This window comes from Hymenobacter amundsenii (genome assembly GCF_002204745.1).
Lineage (GTDB): Bacteria > Bacteroidota > Bacteroidia > Cytophagales > Hymenobacteraceae > Hymenobacter > Hymenobacter amundsenii.
In genome coordinates this window covers 67111-83188 of sequence record NZ_NIRR01000010.1, presented here as the reverse complement: position 1 = coordinate 83188, position 16078 = coordinate 67111, and the positions used below count along the sequence as shown (strand labels likewise).

The window sequence follows — 16078 nt, the reverse complement described above, 5'->3', positions numbered from 1 at the left end:
TGGGCAACGCAACGCCCCCGCCGACCTGGTCAGCGGGGGCGTTGCGTTGCCCAGCGGGCGCCCCGGCCAGGGGCGTAGCGCAAGGGCTATTTCTTGCCTCCGTACTCGTTGTTGAGGTGGCGCAGCACGGGTGTGGTGATGTCGAGGTCTTTGCGGCCGTAGGCGATGGTGCCGCTGGGCGAGGCCACCAGAATAAGGCGGTAGCCGTTGGCTTTGCCGTATTTTTCTACCTGCTTGTTGATGCGGGCCAGCACCTGCTCGGTCATTTTGGCTTCCTCTTCCTGGGCCTGGCGCTGGAGTTTCTCCTGCTCCTGGGCTACTTTCATCTGCTGGGCCTGGAGCTGCTGCTCGGTGGCGGCCCGCTGCTCGGCGCTCATGCCTTCTGCCTTCTGCTGGTACTGCTGCACCGCCGCCTGGAAGCCCGTCACGAGCTTCTTGTTCTGGGCTTCCCAACCGCGGGCCTTGCCCTCGAACTTCTTGCGGGCGTCCTTCATGCCCTGGTAGCCGTCGAGCAGCTTACCCGACTCCACGTAGCCCACCTTATTGGTGTCAGCCACGGCCGTGAGGTCGTTTTTCTCCTCGGTTTCCTCAGGCAGCTCCGCGGCGGCAACCGCACCCGTCGAGTCGGTGGTAGTTACCACGGCCACCGGCTTGCGGGTGGGCTTTTTAGGCGGCTGGCCGGCAAAATGCAGGTAAAACAATACGGCCACGGCCACCACCAGCGCCGCGTTGATAATAAGTTGAAGCGAATTTTTCATTCAAAAGATGCGAGAGGAGCGAAAAGGAGTGCTGGAAAGTGGGCAAAAGTAAGGGGAATGTACCAGAACCAGAATAGGACGGCAGCCGATGCAGGGTTCTACCAGATTTCCTCGCCCCGCGAGTCGTCTTCCAGCGGGTGGTCTTCGGCCTGGTCTTCTTCCAAAGATTCCTGCTCGGTGCGTTTGGCGGGTTTTTCGTCGAAGGGCACCACGGCATCGGCGCGGCTGGGCGCGGCATCGAGGCGGGCTACGTGCACCAGCGCATCGCCCTGGTTCACGACGGGCATGTGGTTGAGGCCGATGATGTAGCCCGTCACGGGCGATTCGAGCCGCACCGACCGTTCGCCGTAGGGGTCGGCCACCGAGCCGTACACCTGGCCTTCCTCCACGTGCTGCCCTAATTGTACATGGCTCCGGAAAATACCCGCGTACTTGGCCCGCAGCCACGTCGAACGCAAACACACGATGGTGGGTTTGGCCGGCAGCGGGGCCGCGGGCGCCATGCCCAGATGATGCAGTACCCGCAACGTACCGGCAATGCCTAGGTCGATGCCCTCCTCATCAAGCCGCATCGATTCGCCGGTTTCGTACACGATAATGCGGCGGTTGTCCTGCATAGCCGTCTCGCGTAGCGAGCCGGGCCGCAGGCTGGCGTGCAGCGTAAAAGGCGCCCCGAAGGCCTCAGCCAGCGCATCGGTCTGGGCATCTTGGTGCAGCAGACACCGGATTTGGGGCGTGTTGGCCCGCACCGCGCCGCCGGTATGGAAGTCGATGCCGTAGTCGATGAGCGGCATGATTTCGCGCATGAAGCGGTGGGCCACCCGGCTGGCCAACGAGCCCCGGGGGTTACCGGGGAAGCTGCGGTTCACGTCCTTACCATCGGGCACTTCGCGCGAGAAGTTGAGAAAGCCGTAAATGTTAAGGATGGGAATGGCGATGATGGTGCCACGTAAAGGCTCCAGCAAATCGCGGCGAATAAGGCGGCGAATGGTCTCGATGCCGTTTACCTCGTCGCCGTGCATGCCCGCCATCAGCAGCACCGTCGGCCCCGGCTCCGTGGCCCGAAATACGTGCACCGGAATGTCAATCACGGTGCCCGAAGGCAGGCGCGAAATCACGAGCCGGGTAAGCACCTGCTCGCCGGGCTTAATGGTCAGGCCGTTGATGTGGAGCAGATTATCGGCGGAGTAGGCGGCAGAATCGGGCAAGGGCGGGAAGGAAGTTTAGACGTGAAACTGTGCAAATCAGCCAAGAAAAAAGCCGCAAGAACGTCATGCTTCGCTGCGCTCTGCATGACTTCTTGCGGTTCTCTATTTATTCAGATTACCTACTGCTTTACCGTGGTCGTGGGCTTGCGCTTCTGGGCCAGTTGCTCGGTGTACTCGATAACCTTGCCGGCAATATCGAGGCCAGTGGCGCGCTCGATGCCTTCGAGGCCGGGCGACGAATTTACTTCCAGCACCAGCGGGCCGCGTGTGCTTTGCAGCATATCAACGCCGGCAATGCCCAAACCCAACGATTTGGCGGCCAACAAAGCGGCAGCTTTCTCGGCCCGACTTAGCTTCACGAGCTTGCCCGAGCCGCCCCGGTGCAGGTTCGAGCGGAACTCGCCCTCCTTGCCCTGGCGCTTCATGGCCCCTACTACTTCGCCGTTCACAATGAAAGCCCGCAAATCGGCGCCCTTGCTTTCGGCAATAAACTCCTGCACAATAATGCGGGCCTTGAGGTTATGGAAAGCCTCAATTACCGACTGGGCCGCTTTGGCCGACTCGGCCAGCACTACGCCCAGTCCCTGGGTCCCTTCGAGCAGCTTGATGATGACCGGCGCGCCGCCCACCTGCTCAATCATGGCGGGCACATCGTCGGAGTAGTTGGTGAAGGCCGTTTTGGGCATGCCCACGCCGGCCCGACTCAGAATCTGCATCGAGCGCAGCTTGTCGCGGCTACGCACAATCGACTGGCTGTCGATGGCCGTGCGCACCTTCATCATCTCGAACTGGCGCACCACGGCGCAGCCGTAAAACGTTACCGAGGCGCCGATGCGCGGAATAATGGCATCGAAGCCTTCCAGCTTCTGGCCCTGGTAAATAATGCCGGGCTGGCCTTGCTCCAGCACCAGGTTGCAATGTAAATGGTCGAGCACCACGGCCTCGTGGCCGCGCAGTTCGGCGGCTTCCACCAGGCGGCGGGTCGAATAGAGCTTCGGCTCACGCGACAGAATCGCTAATTTCATCAGATGCGGGGATTGAAGGCGAATGGTTGGGCAGCCGCAGGGGCTGCGTAGGGGTTGGGAGCAGGTAAGAACCCGGTAATGAGTTCAGGAAGAAGAGGAAACGGCCAGCTGCTGTTTGTATGATACGTTACGCCGCGCCACATCAACTACCAGCCGGGCCTGGCGCAGCAGAACCCGCCCCACAAGAACGGGATATTTCATATCTGAACGGTCGGAAAGCGAGAAATCGGTCACGAAATCTTCCCCGAATAGCCGGATGGTGGTCTGAATAACGAAGCGCTGCTGTACCTCGCCGTTGGAGCTGCGGATGTCGCGCACCCCAAACTTCTCGAAGCGCATGGGCTTGCCATCGAAATCGGGATGAGAGGGGTCGAGCAGCTGCACATGGAGGCGGGTAATGCCCTGGGCGTCGGTTTCCTGGTGGATGTTGGAGCAGTGCAGCGCTCCGGTAAAGGCGCCGGTATCTACCTTGGCCTCTACGCCCCAGAGCTGAAACTCCGGAAAATCAACCAGCTCCCGCCGCCCCACGGTGCGTTTGGGTTCACGTTGCTTTTTCATAGGGGGCAAGATAAGGAGGTCAGAAAGAACGTCATTCAGAGCGGAGCGAAGAATCTCGTTCTTTTTCGCTCTCACCCCTACCCCTTGTAGCTGATCCGGTACACGGCGTCGTTCTGGTCATCGCTCACGAGCACAGAGCCGTCGGGCAGCACGAGCAGGCACACTGGCCGGCCCCACGACTGCTGGCCCTGGAGCCAGCCTTCGGCAAAGATCTGGTAGCCGACGGCCTGCTTACCAGCCGCATCGAGCGTGACCAGCGTGATGCGGTAGCCGAGTTTGTTGCTGCGGTTCCAGGAGCCGTGCTCGGGAATGAGAATCTGGTTACGGTACTTGGCCGGGAACTGCTGGCCGGTGTAAAACTTCATACCCAGTGCGGCCACGTGGGGGCCCAGCTTCCGGGCCGGCTTCGCGTACGTATCCATTGACTTGCCCTTGCTGAGCTTGGGGTCGGGCACATCGCCAGCAAAGAAATACGGAAAGCCGAAGTGCTGGCCCGGGGTAGCCGCGCGGTTCAGCTCGTCGGCTGGCAGGTTGTCGCCGAGCATGTCGCGGCCGTTATCGGTAAACCACAGCGCCTTGTCCTGGGGGCTCCAATCGAAGCCAACCGTGTTGCGCACGCCGTAGGCGTAGGTTTCGAGGCCCGAGCCGTCGGGGTTCATGCGGTTGATGGTGGCAAAGATGGGCGCTTCGGGCGGGCAGCTGTTGCAGGGTGCACCCACCGGCACGTAGAGCTTGTCGTCGGGCCCGAAGGCAATGTAGCGGTAGCCGTGCCACTCCTTATCGGGCAGGCTACCGTACACCACGGCCGGTTTGGGTTTCTGCTTGAGGCGGGCGGCCACATTATCATAGCGCAGCACCCGGTTGATTTCGGCCACGTAGAGGTCGCCGTTGCGCACGGCCACGCCATTGGGCGCATTCAGGCCGGTGGCCAGCGTTATCACCTCGTCAGCCCGGCCATCCTTATTGCGGTCGGGCAGGGCGTACACTTTATCGTCCTTGGTACCCACGTACACCGTGCCGTCGGACCCCACGGCCAGCTCACGGGCACTCTTCACGCCCCGGGCGAAATAGCTGATGGTGAAGCCGGCGGGCAGCTTGATTTTGCTCAGGTTAGCATCGGCAGCCGACGCGGGGCCGGGTCCGACAGAAGAAGACAGGGCCAGCGGGGCCAGCAGCAGGGGCAGGAAGAAGCGCGTTTTCATAGTGCCTACAACCCACGCCAAGCCGGGAAGGTTGCCGTGGTGGGCGGCCGGGTCCGGGTTTCCAGCCCCCGGCCACGTTCGGGCAGCGCTGTTAGCGCAGCTCGGTGCGCTGCTGGCGCACGAGCTTTTCGTACTCGCGCTCCGAGAGGTTGGCGCAGCCGAAACTGGTGTACGCCCGCAGGCCTCGGGCCACTACGCCAATACCCCAGAAGAACGTCACCCACAGCGGCCAGGGAATGGGGTTTGACTCGCGGCCCGTAAACGCCCACACGGCCCAGAGAATCGCGTTTACGAACAGGAACGTGAACAGACCAGCCTGAAATTTCGCACGTTGGCGGGCCAGGTGCCAGAGTTGGGGGTCGCGGTCGGGAGTTTCCATGATACAGAGGCGTTTGAGTGATTAGCTGCTTCAAACATACCCCTCTTACAGCCCTGCTCCAACCGGTATCTACCCAACCGTCGGGAGCCAGGGCCGAAGCGTTGCTGCGGCCGGTTGAAGTGTAAGCATACGTGAGTAGAATCGGAGCTTATGGGGCGTTATACGCCAATTTTTAACTTCCTTTAGCTTATGCCTGCTTCTCTCACCCCCAACTGGCGCACGACCGCCCAACGCTTCGGCTCCATCCTACTCTACCGCGGTAATATTATTCATCTCGATACGGCCGCCATCGTTAATGCAGCCAACTCCAGCCTGCTTGGTGGGGGCGGCGTCGATGGAGCCATCCACCGGGCAGCGGGGCCCGAGTTGCTGGCCGCCTGCCGCAAACTACGGGCCGGGCATTACGGCAAGGGGCTAGCCACTGGCCAAGCTGTCATCACCCCGGCCGCCGCCTGCCAACTCAACATGTTATCCATACGGTAGGGCCGGTCTGGAACGGCGGCCACAAGCGGGAGCCGGAGCTGCTGGCCAACTGCTACCGGCATAGCCTGGAATTGGCCACCCAGCGCGAGCTAATTAGCATAGCCTTTCCTGGAATCAGCACCGGCATCTATGGCTACCCCAAGCCCGAGGCTACGGCCATTGCCGTGCGCGAAGCAAGGCAGTGGCTGGCACAGCACGAGTTGCCACAGCAAATAGTATTCGTAGTCTTTGATGAAGAGAATGAAGAGTTGTATAAGAAGGAATTGAGTGCCTCGGCGGATGCGTGAGCCGAACTAGTATGCACCCTACCCCAACCGCGAAACACCGCCCGAAACGATGAACTTCATGATTTCGCTGCTGGGCAGTTCCAGGTAGGTCACGTTCTCGACGGGTACCAGCACCAGCTCGCCCGAGAAGTTGTAGGAGTGCGGAAAGTATACGGCCAGCAGGTCGTCGCGCAGAATAGCGGCCATGCTGGGTTGGGTCACGAAGCCCATCTTGAAGAGCTGCTCGGAACTGCTCATGCGGACCAGCACGGGGCGGTTGAACTTCTGGTTGTCGCCGACGAAAGCGTCGAACAGGTCTTTAAGGCTCGAATAGATGATGCTCACCAGCGGCGTGCGGTGCAGCAACCGCTCGGTAATGATCAGGAACGGCCGCACCAGAAACGACTTGGCCACGAAGCCCACGGCCGTAATCAGCACCACGGCCACCACCAGCCCCAACCCCGGCACATCGAAACTCAGCCCCGCGAATAAGTCATTGAGCCAGCGCAACAGCGCGAACAGAATGTAAATCGTGAGCCCGATGGGCGCCACAATCAGAAAGCCGCTGAGGAAGTAATTGAGGTATTGCCGCATTTTGGTTGTGAACGGTTGGAGAAACTGGGGTGCAAAAGAACGTCATTCTTCGCTTCGCGCTGAATGACGTTCTTTTGCACCCCAGTTGCGGAGAGCTAAAACTAGATTTAGCAGTTGGCTCCCCTCCTCAGATGAGGAGGGGTTGGGGGTGGTTGATGACGCCAGAATATTCGTGACAGGGGTTATTCAACGATTGTCAACCACCCCCAGCCCCTCCTTTCCAAGGAGGGGAGCTAGCTTTAGTTTCTAGTTCGCAACTTGGGTTATTTAAGAACTAACCGCCACCTCTCCCACTTCTTCAATGCTTGCCTTCACGCGCTCCATCAGCCACATGGGGGTGCTGGTGGCCCCGCAGATACCCACCGATTCGGCGCCCTGGAACCAGGCTTCTTCCAGCTCCTGCTCGTTCTCGACGAAGTAGCTGCGCGCGTTGGTTTGGTGCACGACGGAGAACAGGGCCTTGCCGTTGGAGCTTTTGCGGCCGCTCACGAATATCACCACGTCGTGCTGCTGGGCAAAAATGCGCAGGGCGGGCTCACGGTTGCTCACCTGCCGGCAGATGCTGTCGTTGGCGTCGAAGGAGTCGAGCGAGCCACCTGCCGCTTTTATGCGGTCCTCCATCAGGGCCTTCATACGGTAGAAACCGGCGGTGCTCTTGGTGGTCTGGCTGAACAGGGTCACGGGCCGGGCGAAGTCCACCTGGTCAAGGTCGGCCTCGTTCATGACGATGATGGCCTGGTTGCGGGTCTGGCCCGTGAGGCCGGCTACTTCGGCGTGGCCGGGCTGGCCGTAAATCACGATCTGGCCCTGCTGGCGGTTCGAGGCATCGAAGGCGTGCTTCACGCGGTTCTGGAGCTTGAGCACCACTGGGCAGGAAGCATCGATCAGCTCCAGGTTGTTGCGCAGGGCCAGCTCGTAAGTGGCCGGCGGCTCGCCGTGGGCCCGTATCAGCACCTTGGCATCATGGATTTGCTCCAGCTGCTCGCGGTCGATGATGCGCAGGCCCAGCTCGTGCAGGCGCTCCACTTCCATACGGTTGTGCACGATGTCGCCCAGGCAGTACAGGTTTTTCTCGTGGGCCAACTCGTCTTCGGCCATCTGAATGGCGAACTCGACGCCGAAGCAGTAACCGGAATTCTTATCAATGAGGACGTTCATGGGCTTTGCTTGGTTAGGCCGGGGGGGACCCGACAGGCGGCCCCGATTTCTATTCGCAGGGGCCGACTGCTCCCGTTGCCGGAGGCGGCTCCAGGCCCAGCGAATTTCGGGCCGGACTCCGACAGTACAACAATTGCGGCCGGGTTTTGGCTCCGCTGCTGCGGTAACGCCCACTTAGCCAGCCGCTCCTGCCGCCCGCGAAAAAAGGGCCGCCGAAACCCGTTCGAGCACGAAATCTACTTGCTCGTCAATCATCATGTGGGTGGTATCGAGCAGCACGGCGTCGGGGGCACGGCGCAGGGGGCTTTCGGAGCGGGTCGAGTCGAGGTGGTCGCGCTTTTGCAGGTTCTCCACGATTTCCTCCACCGTTACGTGCTCGTTCTTGATGGCCAGCTCCTCCTGGCGGCGCAGGGCCCGCGTTACCACGTCGGCCGTCATGAACACCTTCACTTCAGCATCCGGGAACACAGTTGTGCCAATATCGCGGCCGTCCATCACGATGCCGCGGTGGCGTCCCATGCGCTGCTGCTGGCGCACCAGCGCGTGGCGCACGGCCGGAATGCCCGATACCTCGCTCACGGAGTTGGAAATGCGCATCTGCCGGATTTCATCTTCCCGAATCCGGCCGTCGAGGCATAGCTCGTTGCGGCCGGTCTGGCGGTTGCGCCGGAAGGTAATCTGCATGTCGTGGAGCGCCTCCTCCACTTTGGGCAGGTCGTGGAAGGCAATAGCGTGCTCCAGCAGGTACAGCGTTACGCCCCGGTACATGGCCCCGGTATCAATATAAGCGTAGCCCAGCTCGGCGGCCACGGCTTTGGCCGTGGTGCTTTTACCGCAAGAGGAGTAGCCGTCGATGGCAATAACGATTTTTTGCATGGTGAGGTCGGGGCGGCGGCCGTGGTCGGGGTCAGACTTACTCGAAGAACTCACTAAATCCAGGTTTTACGGCCCGGCTTGGCCGCCAGGCGCTCGGGTACAGCCGCAAAAAAAGCGGCTACCGACTGGGCCGGGCCCTGGGTCAGCTGCTCGCTCACGCGGTAGAAGGGGTTGAAAAAAGAATTCTTGTTAACGCCCACACCGGTATTGCCTTGGGGGTCCTGGGCCCAGGTGCCGCCATAGGTCTGCACCAGGCACTGGCCCAGAAAGCAGCCCAGCGCCGTAATCACGCCCTGGCGGTCGGCTTCCTTGATGATGGGCCGCTGTACCTCGATAAACTCGTCGAGGCGCTGCACGGCATCGGCATCGTAGGCATTCACCCGCAACTGGTGGCGGACGGCTTCGGCAGCGGTTTGCAGGGCGACTAAGGGCGATTCGTCGGGCATAGAAGAGCGGTTAGGGAGTGGCGGGCCGGGGGTTGGCCTGCTGCCAGCGGGCGTAAGTCTGAAGAATTTGGCGGGTGTGCTGGCGGCCTACTTTGCCTCTGCGAATCTGATCGGCCAATTCCGGGCAGTCGTCGAACAGTGGCAGCATAACCCGGGTGAAGGCCCCACGCGTGGTGGGTACGATTACCGGGTCGCCGGTTGGGGGTTGCAACACCAACTCGGCAATGCCGGCTGCCACTACGGGGTTGCGGGTGAGTGAATAATCGCCCTCGCCGGTGTAGCTGTGGTCGAGCTTGAATGCAGTGAACTGGCCGTAGCGGTAGAGCCGCTGGGCGAAAACCGCCTCCAGCCACCGCGACGAGGCATTCAGCCTTCGCACTACCCCAAAGGTATCGGCTTTTAGCACGAACACCTCTACCTGGCCGGGCCGGTAATAGGTAGCCTCCCGGGCTCCGGCAGTACGCACCCGCAATTCCCCCGATGTTTCGAGGTACAGCTCCGCGGCCTGCCAGTCGCCGCCAGTCAATCGGTAAAAGCCCGGTTTAAAATTAACAATGCGTGGCAGCCCCACCGTGCCGGAGCTATAGGTTTGCGCCCGCACCGTAGTATTTCCAAGCCCCCATAAGAGCAACGGCAGCAGCGCACTGATTCGCGTAACGAATTTCATAAATGAAGCAGCAGATAGAATGCTGGCGGCAAACTGTAACACTAGTGACTTTCGCAGGGGCAGGGCACTTTGCCCGATTTGGCTTTCCGCTTGAAGGAGGCCGTTTTTTTCTGCTGAGGCGAGCGGGAGGCGCAGCCCGCCGTCGTCAGGCCAGAAGCCCCGATCAGGGCAGCTAAGAGCACAGTCACAATCTTTCTCACGGCGCAGATTTTCGACAAATATACGGTTCTTTACCCGGCTGCCGCCCCCCGGCTCCGTTTTTCCCCGCGCTTTTTCATCCGCTTATGTCCACCGCTTTCTCCCTTGAGGCCAACGTTATCGACTTGTTTAACAACACGATAACCCCCGCCACCGTGCACGTAACCAATGGGCGCATTCGCCAAATCGAGCCCCTGGGGGCCACCGCTCCCAACCCGGCCCTGCCCTACGCGCTGCCCGGCTTCGTTGATGCCCACGTGCACGTGGAAAGCTCGCTGCTGGTGCCCTCCGAGTTTGCCCGGCTGGCCGTGGTGCACGGCACTGTGGCCACCGTTTCCGACCCCCACGAAATCGGCAACGTGCTGGGCGTGGCCGGGGTAAAGTACATGCTGGCCAACGCGGCTCAGGTGCCGTTCAAGTTCTGTTTCGGGGCGCCCTCCTGCGTGCCGGCCACGCCTTTCGAAACGGCCGGGGCCGAAATAACCGCCGCCGATATTGAGCTGCTGTTCCGCGACCACCCCGAAATCGGCTACTTGGCCGAGATGATGAACTGGCCCGGCGTACTCAACCGCGACGAAGTGGTGATGGAGAAAATCCGGCTGGCCCAGCGCTACGACCGGCCCGTGGACGGCCACGCCCCCGGCCTGACCGGGGCCGACGCCCTTCGTTACGCCGAGGCCGGCATCAGTACCGACCATGAGTGTTTTATGGCCGGCGAGGCGCTTGATAAGCTGGCAGCGGGCATGAAAATCCTGATCCGGGAGGGCTCGGCGGCCCGCAACTTCGAGGCCCTGATCGATTTGCTGCCTGAGCACTACGAGCACCTCATGTTCTGCTCCGACGACAAGCACCCCGATACGCTGGTGCTGGGCCACGTCAACCAGCTGGTGCAGCGGGCCGTGGCCCGGGGCCAGAACGTACTGCAGGTATTGCGCGTGGCCTGCCGCAACCCCGTCGAGCATTACCGCCTGCCGGTGGGCCTTCTCCGCGAGGGCGACCCGGCCGACTTCATCGTGGTCGATGACCTGGTGAACTTCCGCGTCCGCCAAACCTACCTCGATGGCAAGCTGGTGGCCGAAAACGGCGAAACCCTGATTCCGGCCGTGCCCGTGGAAGTCGTCAACAACTTCACTGCCCACGAGGTGCAGGCCGGGGATTTCCAGGTTCCTATACCAGCGGCAGATTCGGCTTCAGCTAACAACCAGCAGCCAACCATCCGCCTCATCGAGTGCTTCGACGGCCAGCTGATTACGGCCCGGCACGACGAGCCGGCACTAGTGGAAAACGGGCTGGTGGTGCCCGATCTGAGCCGCGACATCCTCAAGCTCACCGTCGTTAACCGTTACCACGCCGCCCCGCCGGCGGTGGCTTTCATCCGGGGCTTTGGCCTGCAAGGTGGCGCGCTGGCCAGCAGCGTGGGCCACGATTCGCACAACATCACGGCCGTGGGCACCGACGATGCGAGCCTGGCCCGGGCCGTACAGCTGGTGATGGAAGCCCGCGGTGGCCTGGCCGTGGTAACGCCCGCCGGCGAGGAGTTGGTGCTACCCCTACCGGTGGCCGGCCTCATGTCGGACCAGCCTGGCCCGGCCGTAGCGGCCGCCTACACTGCCCTCGACGCGGCAGCTAAAGCCCTCGGTTCGCCGTTGCAGGCCCCATTCATGACACTTTCATTCATGGCCCTGCTCGTTATTCCCAGCCTCAAGCTGAGTGATAAAGGGTTGTTCGACGGCGAGGCCTTCCGGTTCGTGGAGGCTGTGGCAGTAAATTAGAAATCAGTATAAAGAAGTGAGAGGTGAGACTTTCGTTCACATGGCGCGTAGCCAGAACGAAAGTCTCGCCTCTCACTTCTTTATACTGACTTCTCTCTTCTAACCTTAGAAGCGCTTTTCCAGCAGTTTGCTCATTTTCTCCTCCGTCAGGGGCTTGGCCAGATACTCCACATCGGCGTATTGGGCCACGCGGGCCGTGTCGGCGGCGTGCATGGAGGTGGTGAGCACGGCCATGACCGTTTTCTCCCGCACCTCGGCGGGCAGGGCGCTGTAGAGCTTGAGAAACTCGAAGCCATCCATGCCGGGCATTTTCAGGTCTACGAACACGAGGTCGGGTGCGTCGCCGGTTGGCTGCTGGCCCTTGTCGCCCCCCCAGATTTGCTGGTAGGCCTGCTCCGCCTTATGGAACGTCTGGACCTGCTCGGCCACCTCCAGGCGGCTGAGCAAGCGGTTGTTGAGGAAGCTGGTGGTTTCGTTGTCGTCGACCAGAACGATGTTGCGGAGCTTGGAGGCCATGCCGGGAGCTAAGTAGTGACCGGAGAAGAAGAATGAGTGGCCTAGAGCCAGCCCTGCTCCCGCATCCAGTCGTCGTTGTAAATTTTACCCAGGTAGCGCGTGCCGTGGTCGGGCAAAATAATGACCATGGTGTCGTCGGCCTGGAGGTGTTCCTTGGCATATTCGAGCGCGCCGAATACGGCCGAGCCGCACGACCAGCCCACGAACAGGCCTTCTTCTTTGGCCAGCCGGCGCGTCATCAGGGCCGCATCCTTATCGGTTACTTTGATGAAGAGGTCGATGAGGTCGAAGTTAACATTCTTAGGCAGAATATCTTCGCCGATGCCTTCGGTTTTGTACGAGTAAATCTCGTCCTCGTCGAAGATGCCGGTTTCCTTGTACTTCTTGAACACCGAGCCGTAGGTATCGAGGCCCACCGACACGATGGCCGGGTTTTGCTCCTTCAGGTACTTGCCGGTGCCGCAGATGGTTCCGCCCGTGCCCACGCCGGCCGCGAAATGCGTGATTTTCCCGTCCGTCTGGGCCCAGATTTCCGGGCCTGTGGTTTCGTAGTGCGCCTGGGCATTCGAGGGGTTGTCGTACTGGTTGGGGTAGTACGAGTTCTCGATTTCGGCGTTGAGCTTGCGGGCGATGGAGTAGTAGCTGCGCGGGTCGTCGGCCGCCACGTTGGTGGGGCACACGATAACCTCGGCCCCTACAGCCTTCAGAATATCCTGCTTCTCCTTGCTCTGCTTGTCGCTCATCGTGAAGATGCACTTGTAGCCGCGGGCAATAGCGGTAAGGGCCAGGCCCATGCCGGTGTTGCCGCTCGTGCCCTCGATGATAGTGCCGCCGGGCTTCAGCAAACCAGCTTTTTCGGCGTCGTCAATCATCTTCACGGCCATCCGGTCTTTCACCGAGTTGCCGGGGTTGAAGTATTCTACCTTCACCAGCACCGTGCCTTTGATGCCGTCGGTGACCTTATTAAGCTTCACCAGCGGTGTGTGGCCGATGGTTTCCACGATGTTATTGAAGTACATATTCGGGTGAGTGGTTTTGAGCCCACAAAGGTAACTTATCCTTAGCTGTTAGCTACTAGCTGAGAGCTGTTAGCTTTTGTTCAGCCAAAAACCATTCACCATCAATTAAAGAACAGCTGGTAGCCTGCCAGGCAGAAACGAAAAGCTACCAGCTAATGGCTTTCAGCTAATAGCTAAAGTAGAAAACCCTACTTTTGCCCTACCGCCGGCCTCGGGCCCGCGAATAGTATCCCACCCTCAACGCAACCCCTTTCGCTAACCCCACCTCTATGAGTGTTCTGGTAAACAAGGATTCCAAAGTGCTAGTCCAGGGCTTCACCGGCTCCGAAGGCTCGTTCCACGCCCAGCAGATGATTGAGTACGGCACCAATGTGGTGGGCGGCGTAACGCCCGGCAAGGGTGGCACCCAGCACCTGGAGCGTCCCGTGTTCAACACCATGGCCGATGCCGTAGCCGAAACCGGTGCCAATACCAGCATCATCTTCGTGCCCCCGGCTTTCGCCGCCGACGCTATTATGGAAGCTGCCGATGCCGGCATCAAAGTTATCATCACTATCACCGAAGGCATTCCGACCAAGGATATGATTGCGGTGAAGGAGTATCTGAAGGGCCGCGAGGGTCTGCGCATGATCGGGCCAAACTGCCCCGGCGTGATGACCGCCGGCGAGTGCAAAGTGGGCATCATGCCCGGCTTCATCTTCCAGAAAGGCCGCGTGGGCATCGTGTCGAAATCGGGCACCCTGACCTACGAAGCCGTTGACCAGCTCACCAAGGCCGGCCTGGGCCAGACCACGGCCATCGGCATCGGCGGCGACCCCATCATCGGGACCACCACCAAGGAAGCCGTGGAAATGCTCATGAACGACCCCGAAACCGAGGGCATCGTGATGATTGGCGAAATCGGGGGCGGCATGGAAGCCGAAGCCGCTCGCTGGATCAAAGAAAACGGCAACAAGAAGCCCGTCGTGGGCTTCATTGCCGGCCAGACGGCCCCTCCCGGCCGCCGCATGGGTCACGCCGGCGCCATCGTAGGCGGAGCCGACGACACGGCCGCCGCTAAAATGGCCATCATGCGCGAGTGCGGCATCCACGTCGTGGACTCGCCCGCCGAAATCGGTGAAACGATGCTGCGCGTACTGGGCGGCAAGTAGGTCACGCATTAATTTTCCGCATTTTAGAAAGGGGTTGTTCTTCATAGAGAACAACCCCTTTCTATTGGCTCTACTGACTGATACTAGCGCCGCTCGACACTACTGCGGGGCTGCTTAAAGCACACTGGTTTCGGTGGAGCGCTGAAACAGCATGGATGGCCGAACCACAACTCCTATCCCGATAAGCGTAGAAACCGGCGTTAGGTTATTCCTATAGGGGCTGCTGGAATCGGCACCAGGAGACACGGAAATGCCCAGCGTGACTTGGCCCTGAATTGGTCCCCGACCATAGCGCAGAAAGCAAGTGGGCTCTAGGAAAAAGCGGTTTGAGGTAACGAGGGGCAACTGGTCGCGGTGCAGTTTATAGTAATCGACCAGCGTGCCCCGTACCGAAAAGCCGTAACTGCTACGTTTCTGTTGGGCCGCCCAGTACAGTTGCCCATAGTAGCGCCGATAGTGGGCCTGATATAAATTGCCCTGTTTAGGAGTGCCAAGTGGCGGAAAGGGTAAAAGCAACACCGCAATATCCACTGACGGGTCATATACTTGGGTAGCGGCCAGTCCTATGCCCCCGATAGCAGCCAGATAGCCGGTCTGGTTACGGCCCAGCAGCCAGAAAGTACCCAGCCCCAGCCCAACTTGACGGTGGTAGTCGCGGTTTTTGATAGTGCTGCTGTTCGTTTTGCTGTCACTTGTCGGTTTAAAAGCCGCTTCGCCGGCCACCAGCAGCCGGCCAACCGGCACCCAGGCAGCGCCCGCCTCAAGGCTACTGAAACTCCGAACACCGGCCGTAACTTCTGTTTCACCCTTCTGGCGTAACAACGGTGTAGTAGGCACGGTAGGCACGTACACGGCGCAACCGGATAGCAGTATGGCCGGGATAATGGAGAATAAACGTGTCTTCATGATGCAGTAACTTATTTGCTGGTAAACTAACGGCATGGCGGCCCGCCATATACTGTCCGCTACTGCGGCCGCGGGCGAGGCTGCCAGCCAACGCCAAAGCTCATCACCAGCGCCGGCAGCCCACCAGCATACCACTGTTGGTAGGGCGGAGAAGTAGCGGGTTGAGAATCGTTGGGTGGCTGGCGGCCGCTAGAGGAGCTCCCCATCGCAAACTGCGTATACCAAGCATTGTCCACGCTCAGCGGATAGCGCACGGCCAGCGTCAGGTCGTGCCGGAAAAGGCCGAAATCGGCTATCGGACGCACTTCGTCGAGCACCTGCGAAAACTGCACCCGCGACAACCGGTAAGTAAGGCTCGTGCTGACCTGCCCGCCCACGTAGGCCAGCCCCACCTGCCCGAAGCCCTTGCCGTAGCGGCCCCGCAACTCGTCGCAGCCAATGAGGCAGTCGCGCCGCCGGACGCGGGCCAGCCCCGCTCCGGCGGTGGTGTTCAGGAGCCAGTTCTCGTGGCGGCCCAGCAGCCAGTAGCCGCCCAGCCCCAGCTCGCCCTGGCCGGTGCGCAGGTACTGCTCGCCGCGGGTCCAGAGCCCAACCATACCCGTGCCACTCACCGCTATGTGAGACGACGGGGAGTAAGCCGCCTTGACTTCGAGCCGGCCCGACGGGTGGGCAAGGGCCGTGAGCTCGGCTTCCTGCCGCGCTTTTACCAGCGGCATAACGGCCGTGGTGGGCACGTACAGAGCGCAACCGGAGAGCCCCAGCAGGCTCAGTCCAACGAGTAACAGGTGTTTCATGGGCGGGAGATTAATAACCGTCCCAAGAAACCCAGATTAACTGGCCCTGCCACCCCATCATTGCCACCGTTCAGACTTTACTAGCAGGCCCAGATCCTGGTC

The 16078-nt window shown here is 60.7% G+C and carries 16 protein-coding genes and 2 pseudogenes; 3 read left to right on the top strand and 15 right to left on the bottom strand.

The window, feature by feature from the left end; all coding sequences use genetic code 11:
• Positions 1-86 precede the first annotated feature (86 nt).
• The 6 genes from CDA63_RS08435 to CDA63_RS08410 form a co-directional block, all read right to left on the bottom strand.
• Positions 87-758 (bottom strand): OmpH family outer membrane protein, encoded by a 672-nt coding sequence (locus CDA63_RS08435; protein ID WP_088464009.1) that lies wholly within the window; start codon positions 756-758, stop codon positions 87-89.
• 98 nt (positions 759-856) lie between these two features.
• Positions 857-1966 carry a succinylglutamate desuccinylase/aspartoacylase family protein gene (locus CDA63_RS08430; RefSeq protein ID WP_242434610.1) on the bottom strand — a complete coding sequence of 370 codons (1110 nt, stop codon included), beginning with the start codon at positions 1964-1966 and terminating at the stop codon, positions 857-859.
• 119 nt (positions 1967-2085) lie between these two features.
• Positions 2086-2991 carry a 30S ribosomal protein S6--L-glutamate ligase gene (gene rimK, locus CDA63_RS08425; RefSeq protein WP_088464008.1) on the bottom strand — a complete coding sequence of 302 codons (906 nt, stop codon included), beginning with the start codon at positions 2989-2991 and terminating at the stop codon, positions 2086-2088.
• An 84-nt stretch (positions 2992-3075) separates the two neighbouring features.
• Positions 3076-3549: an ATP-dependent zinc protease family protein gene (locus CDA63_RS08420; protein ID WP_088464007.1), complete on the bottom strand. Its 474-nt coding sequence runs from the start codon at positions 3547-3549 to the stop codon at positions 3076-3078.
• A gap of 77 nt (positions 3550-3626) precedes the next feature.
• Complete coding sequence (locus CDA63_RS08415) at positions 3627-4751, bottom strand: PQQ-dependent sugar dehydrogenase (protein ID WP_088464006.1); 1125 nt, start codon at positions 4749-4751, stop codon at positions 3627-3629.
• Between the two features lie 91 nt (positions 4752-4842).
• On the bottom strand, positions 4843-5130 hold the full coding sequence (locus tag CDA63_RS08410; RefSeq protein WP_088464005.1) for a 2TM domain-containing protein: 288 nt from the start codon (positions 5128-5130) through the stop codon (positions 4843-4845).
• Positions 5131-5319: 189 nt separating this feature from the next.
• On the opposite strand from CDA63_RS08410, the pseudogene CDA63_RS08405 reads away from it, so the two are divergent.
• Positions 5320-5900, top strand: a pseudogene (locus CDA63_RS08405) (O-acetyl-ADP-ribose deacetylase).
• Positions 5901-5918: 18 nt separating this feature from the next.
• Here the strand turns inward: CDA63_RS08405 and CDA63_RS08400 are convergent.
• The 5 genes from CDA63_RS08400 to CDA63_RS08380 all read right to left on the bottom strand — a co-directional run bounded on the left by CDA63_RS08400 (position 5919) and on the right by CDA63_RS08380 (position 9620).
• A complete protein-coding gene (locus CDA63_RS08400) occupies positions 5919-6473 on the bottom strand; it encodes a DUF502 domain-containing protein (RefSeq protein WP_088464004.1) in 555 nt (184 codons plus the stop codon).
• A 267-nt stretch (positions 6474-6740) separates the two neighbouring features.
• On the bottom strand, positions 6741-7631 hold the full coding sequence (locus CDA63_RS08395) for a 4-hydroxy-3-methylbut-2-enyl diphosphate reductase (RefSeq protein ID WP_088464003.1): 891 nt from the start codon (positions 7629-7631) through the stop codon (positions 6741-6743).
• Between the two features lie 174 nt (positions 7632-7805).
• Positions 7806-8507 (bottom strand): (d)CMP kinase, encoded by a 702-nt coding sequence (gene cmk / locus CDA63_RS08390; RefSeq protein WP_088464043.1) that lies wholly within the window; start codon positions 8505-8507, stop codon positions 7806-7808.
• A gap of 53 nt (positions 8508-8560) precedes the next feature.
• Positions 8561-8953: a hypothetical protein gene (locus tag CDA63_RS08385; protein ID WP_088464002.1), complete on the bottom strand. Its 393-nt coding sequence runs from the start codon at positions 8951-8953 to the stop codon at positions 8561-8563.
• A gap of 10 nt (positions 8954-8963) precedes the next feature.
• Positions 8964-9620: a hypothetical protein gene (locus CDA63_RS08380; RefSeq protein ID WP_088464001.1), complete on the bottom strand. Its 657-nt coding sequence runs from the start codon at positions 9618-9620 to the stop codon at positions 8964-8966.
• 284 nt (positions 9621-9904) lie between these two features.
• On the opposite strand from CDA63_RS08380, the gene ade reads away from it, so the two are divergent.
• Positions 9905-11590 (top strand): adenine deaminase, encoded by a 1686-nt coding sequence (gene ade / locus CDA63_RS08375; RefSeq protein ID WP_088464000.1) that lies wholly within the window; start codon positions 9905-9907, stop codon positions 11588-11590.
• 105 nt (positions 11591-11695) lie between these two features.
• On the opposite strand, the gene CDA63_RS08370 is transcribed toward ade, so the two are convergent.
• Positions 11696-12106: a response regulator gene (locus tag CDA63_RS08370; RefSeq protein WP_088463999.1), complete on the bottom strand. Its 411-nt coding sequence runs from the start codon at positions 12104-12106 to the stop codon at positions 11696-11698.
• Between the two features lie 44 nt (positions 12107-12150).
• Positions 12151-13125 (bottom strand): annotated as a pseudogene (locus CDA63_RS08365) (PLP-dependent cysteine synthase family protein); the annotation flags it as partial.
• Between the two features lie 269 nt (positions 13126-13394).
• Here CDA63_RS08365 and sucD point away from each other — a divergent pair.
• Positions 13395-14276 (top strand): succinate--CoA ligase subunit alpha, encoded by an 882-nt coding sequence (gene sucD, locus CDA63_RS08360; RefSeq protein WP_088463997.1) that lies wholly within the window; start codon positions 13395-13397, stop codon positions 14274-14276.
• Between the two features lie 114 nt (positions 14277-14390).
• Here the strand turns inward: sucD and CDA63_RS08355 are convergent, their stop codons facing one another.
• Positions 14391-15182 carry a hypothetical protein gene (locus CDA63_RS08355; protein ID WP_126546783.1) on the bottom strand — a complete coding sequence of 264 codons (792 nt, stop codon included), beginning with the start codon at positions 15180-15182 and terminating at the stop codon, positions 14391-14393.
• Between the two features lie 59 nt (positions 15183-15241).
• Entirely contained in the window at positions 15242-15976 is a 735-nt protein-coding gene (locus tag CDA63_RS08350; protein WP_088463995.1) for a hypothetical protein, read from the bottom strand.
• Positions 15977-16078 lie beyond the last annotated feature (102 nt).

Bases quoted from the DNA above. Each gene is read 5' to 3' on its own strand.
- CDA63_RS08420 (WP_088464007.1), bottom strand. From the start codon at position 3,549: ATGAAAAAGCAACGTGAACCCAAACGCACCGTGGGGCGGCGGGAGCTG.
- CDA63_RS08410 (WP_088464005.1), bottom strand. From the start codon at position 5,130: ATGGAAACTCCCGACCGCGACCCCCAACTCTGGCACCTGGCCCGCCAA.
- ade (WP_088464000.1), top strand. From the start codon at position 9,905: ATGTCCACCGCTTTCTCCCTTGAGGCCAACGTTATCGACTTGTTTAAC.
- CDA63_RS08415 (WP_088464006.1), bottom strand. From the start codon at position 4,751: ATGAAAACGCGCTTCTTCCTGCCCCTGCTGCTGGCCCCGCTGGCCCTG.
- CDA63_RS08385 (WP_088464002.1), bottom strand. From the start codon at position 8,953: ATGCCCGACGAATCGCCCTTAGTCGCCCTGCAAACCGCTGCCGAAGCC.
- CDA63_RS08395 (WP_088464003.1), bottom strand. From the start codon at position 7,631: ATGAACGTCCTCATTGATAAGAATTCCGGTTACTGCTTCGGCGTCGAG.
- CDA63_RS08355 (WP_126546783.1), bottom strand. From the start codon at position 15,182: ATGAAGACACGTTTATTCTCCATTATCCCGGCCATACTGCTATCCGGT.
- CDA63_RS08370 (WP_088463999.1), bottom strand. From the start codon at position 12,106: ATGGCCTCCAAGCTCCGCAACATCGTTCTGGTCGACGACAACGAAACC.
- CDA63_RS08350 (WP_088463995.1), bottom strand. From the start codon at position 15,976: ATGAAACACCTGTTACTCGTTGGACTGAGCCTGCTGGGGCTCTCCGGT.
- CDA63_RS08435 (WP_088464009.1), bottom strand. From the start codon at position 758: ATGAAAAATTCGCTTCAACTTATTATCAACGCGGCGCTGGTGGTGGCC.
- CDA63_RS08380 (WP_088464001.1), bottom strand. From the start codon at position 9,620: ATGAAATTCGTTACGCGAATCAGTGCGCTGCTGCCGTTGCTCTTATGG.
- CDA63_RS08400 (WP_088464004.1), bottom strand. From the start codon at position 6,473: ATGCGGCAATACCTCAATTACTTCCTCAGCGGCTTTCTGATTGTGGCG.
- sucD (WP_088463997.1), top strand. From the start codon at position 13,395: ATGAGTGTTCTGGTAAACAAGGATTCCAAAGTGCTAGTCCAGGGCTTC.
- cmk (WP_088464043.1), bottom strand. From the start codon at position 8,507: ATGCAAAAAATCGTTATTGCCATCGACGGCTACTCCTCTTGCGGTAAA.
- rimK (WP_088464008.1), bottom strand. From the start codon at position 2,991: ATGAAATTAGCGATTCTGTCGCGTGAGCCGAAGCTCTATTCGACCCGC.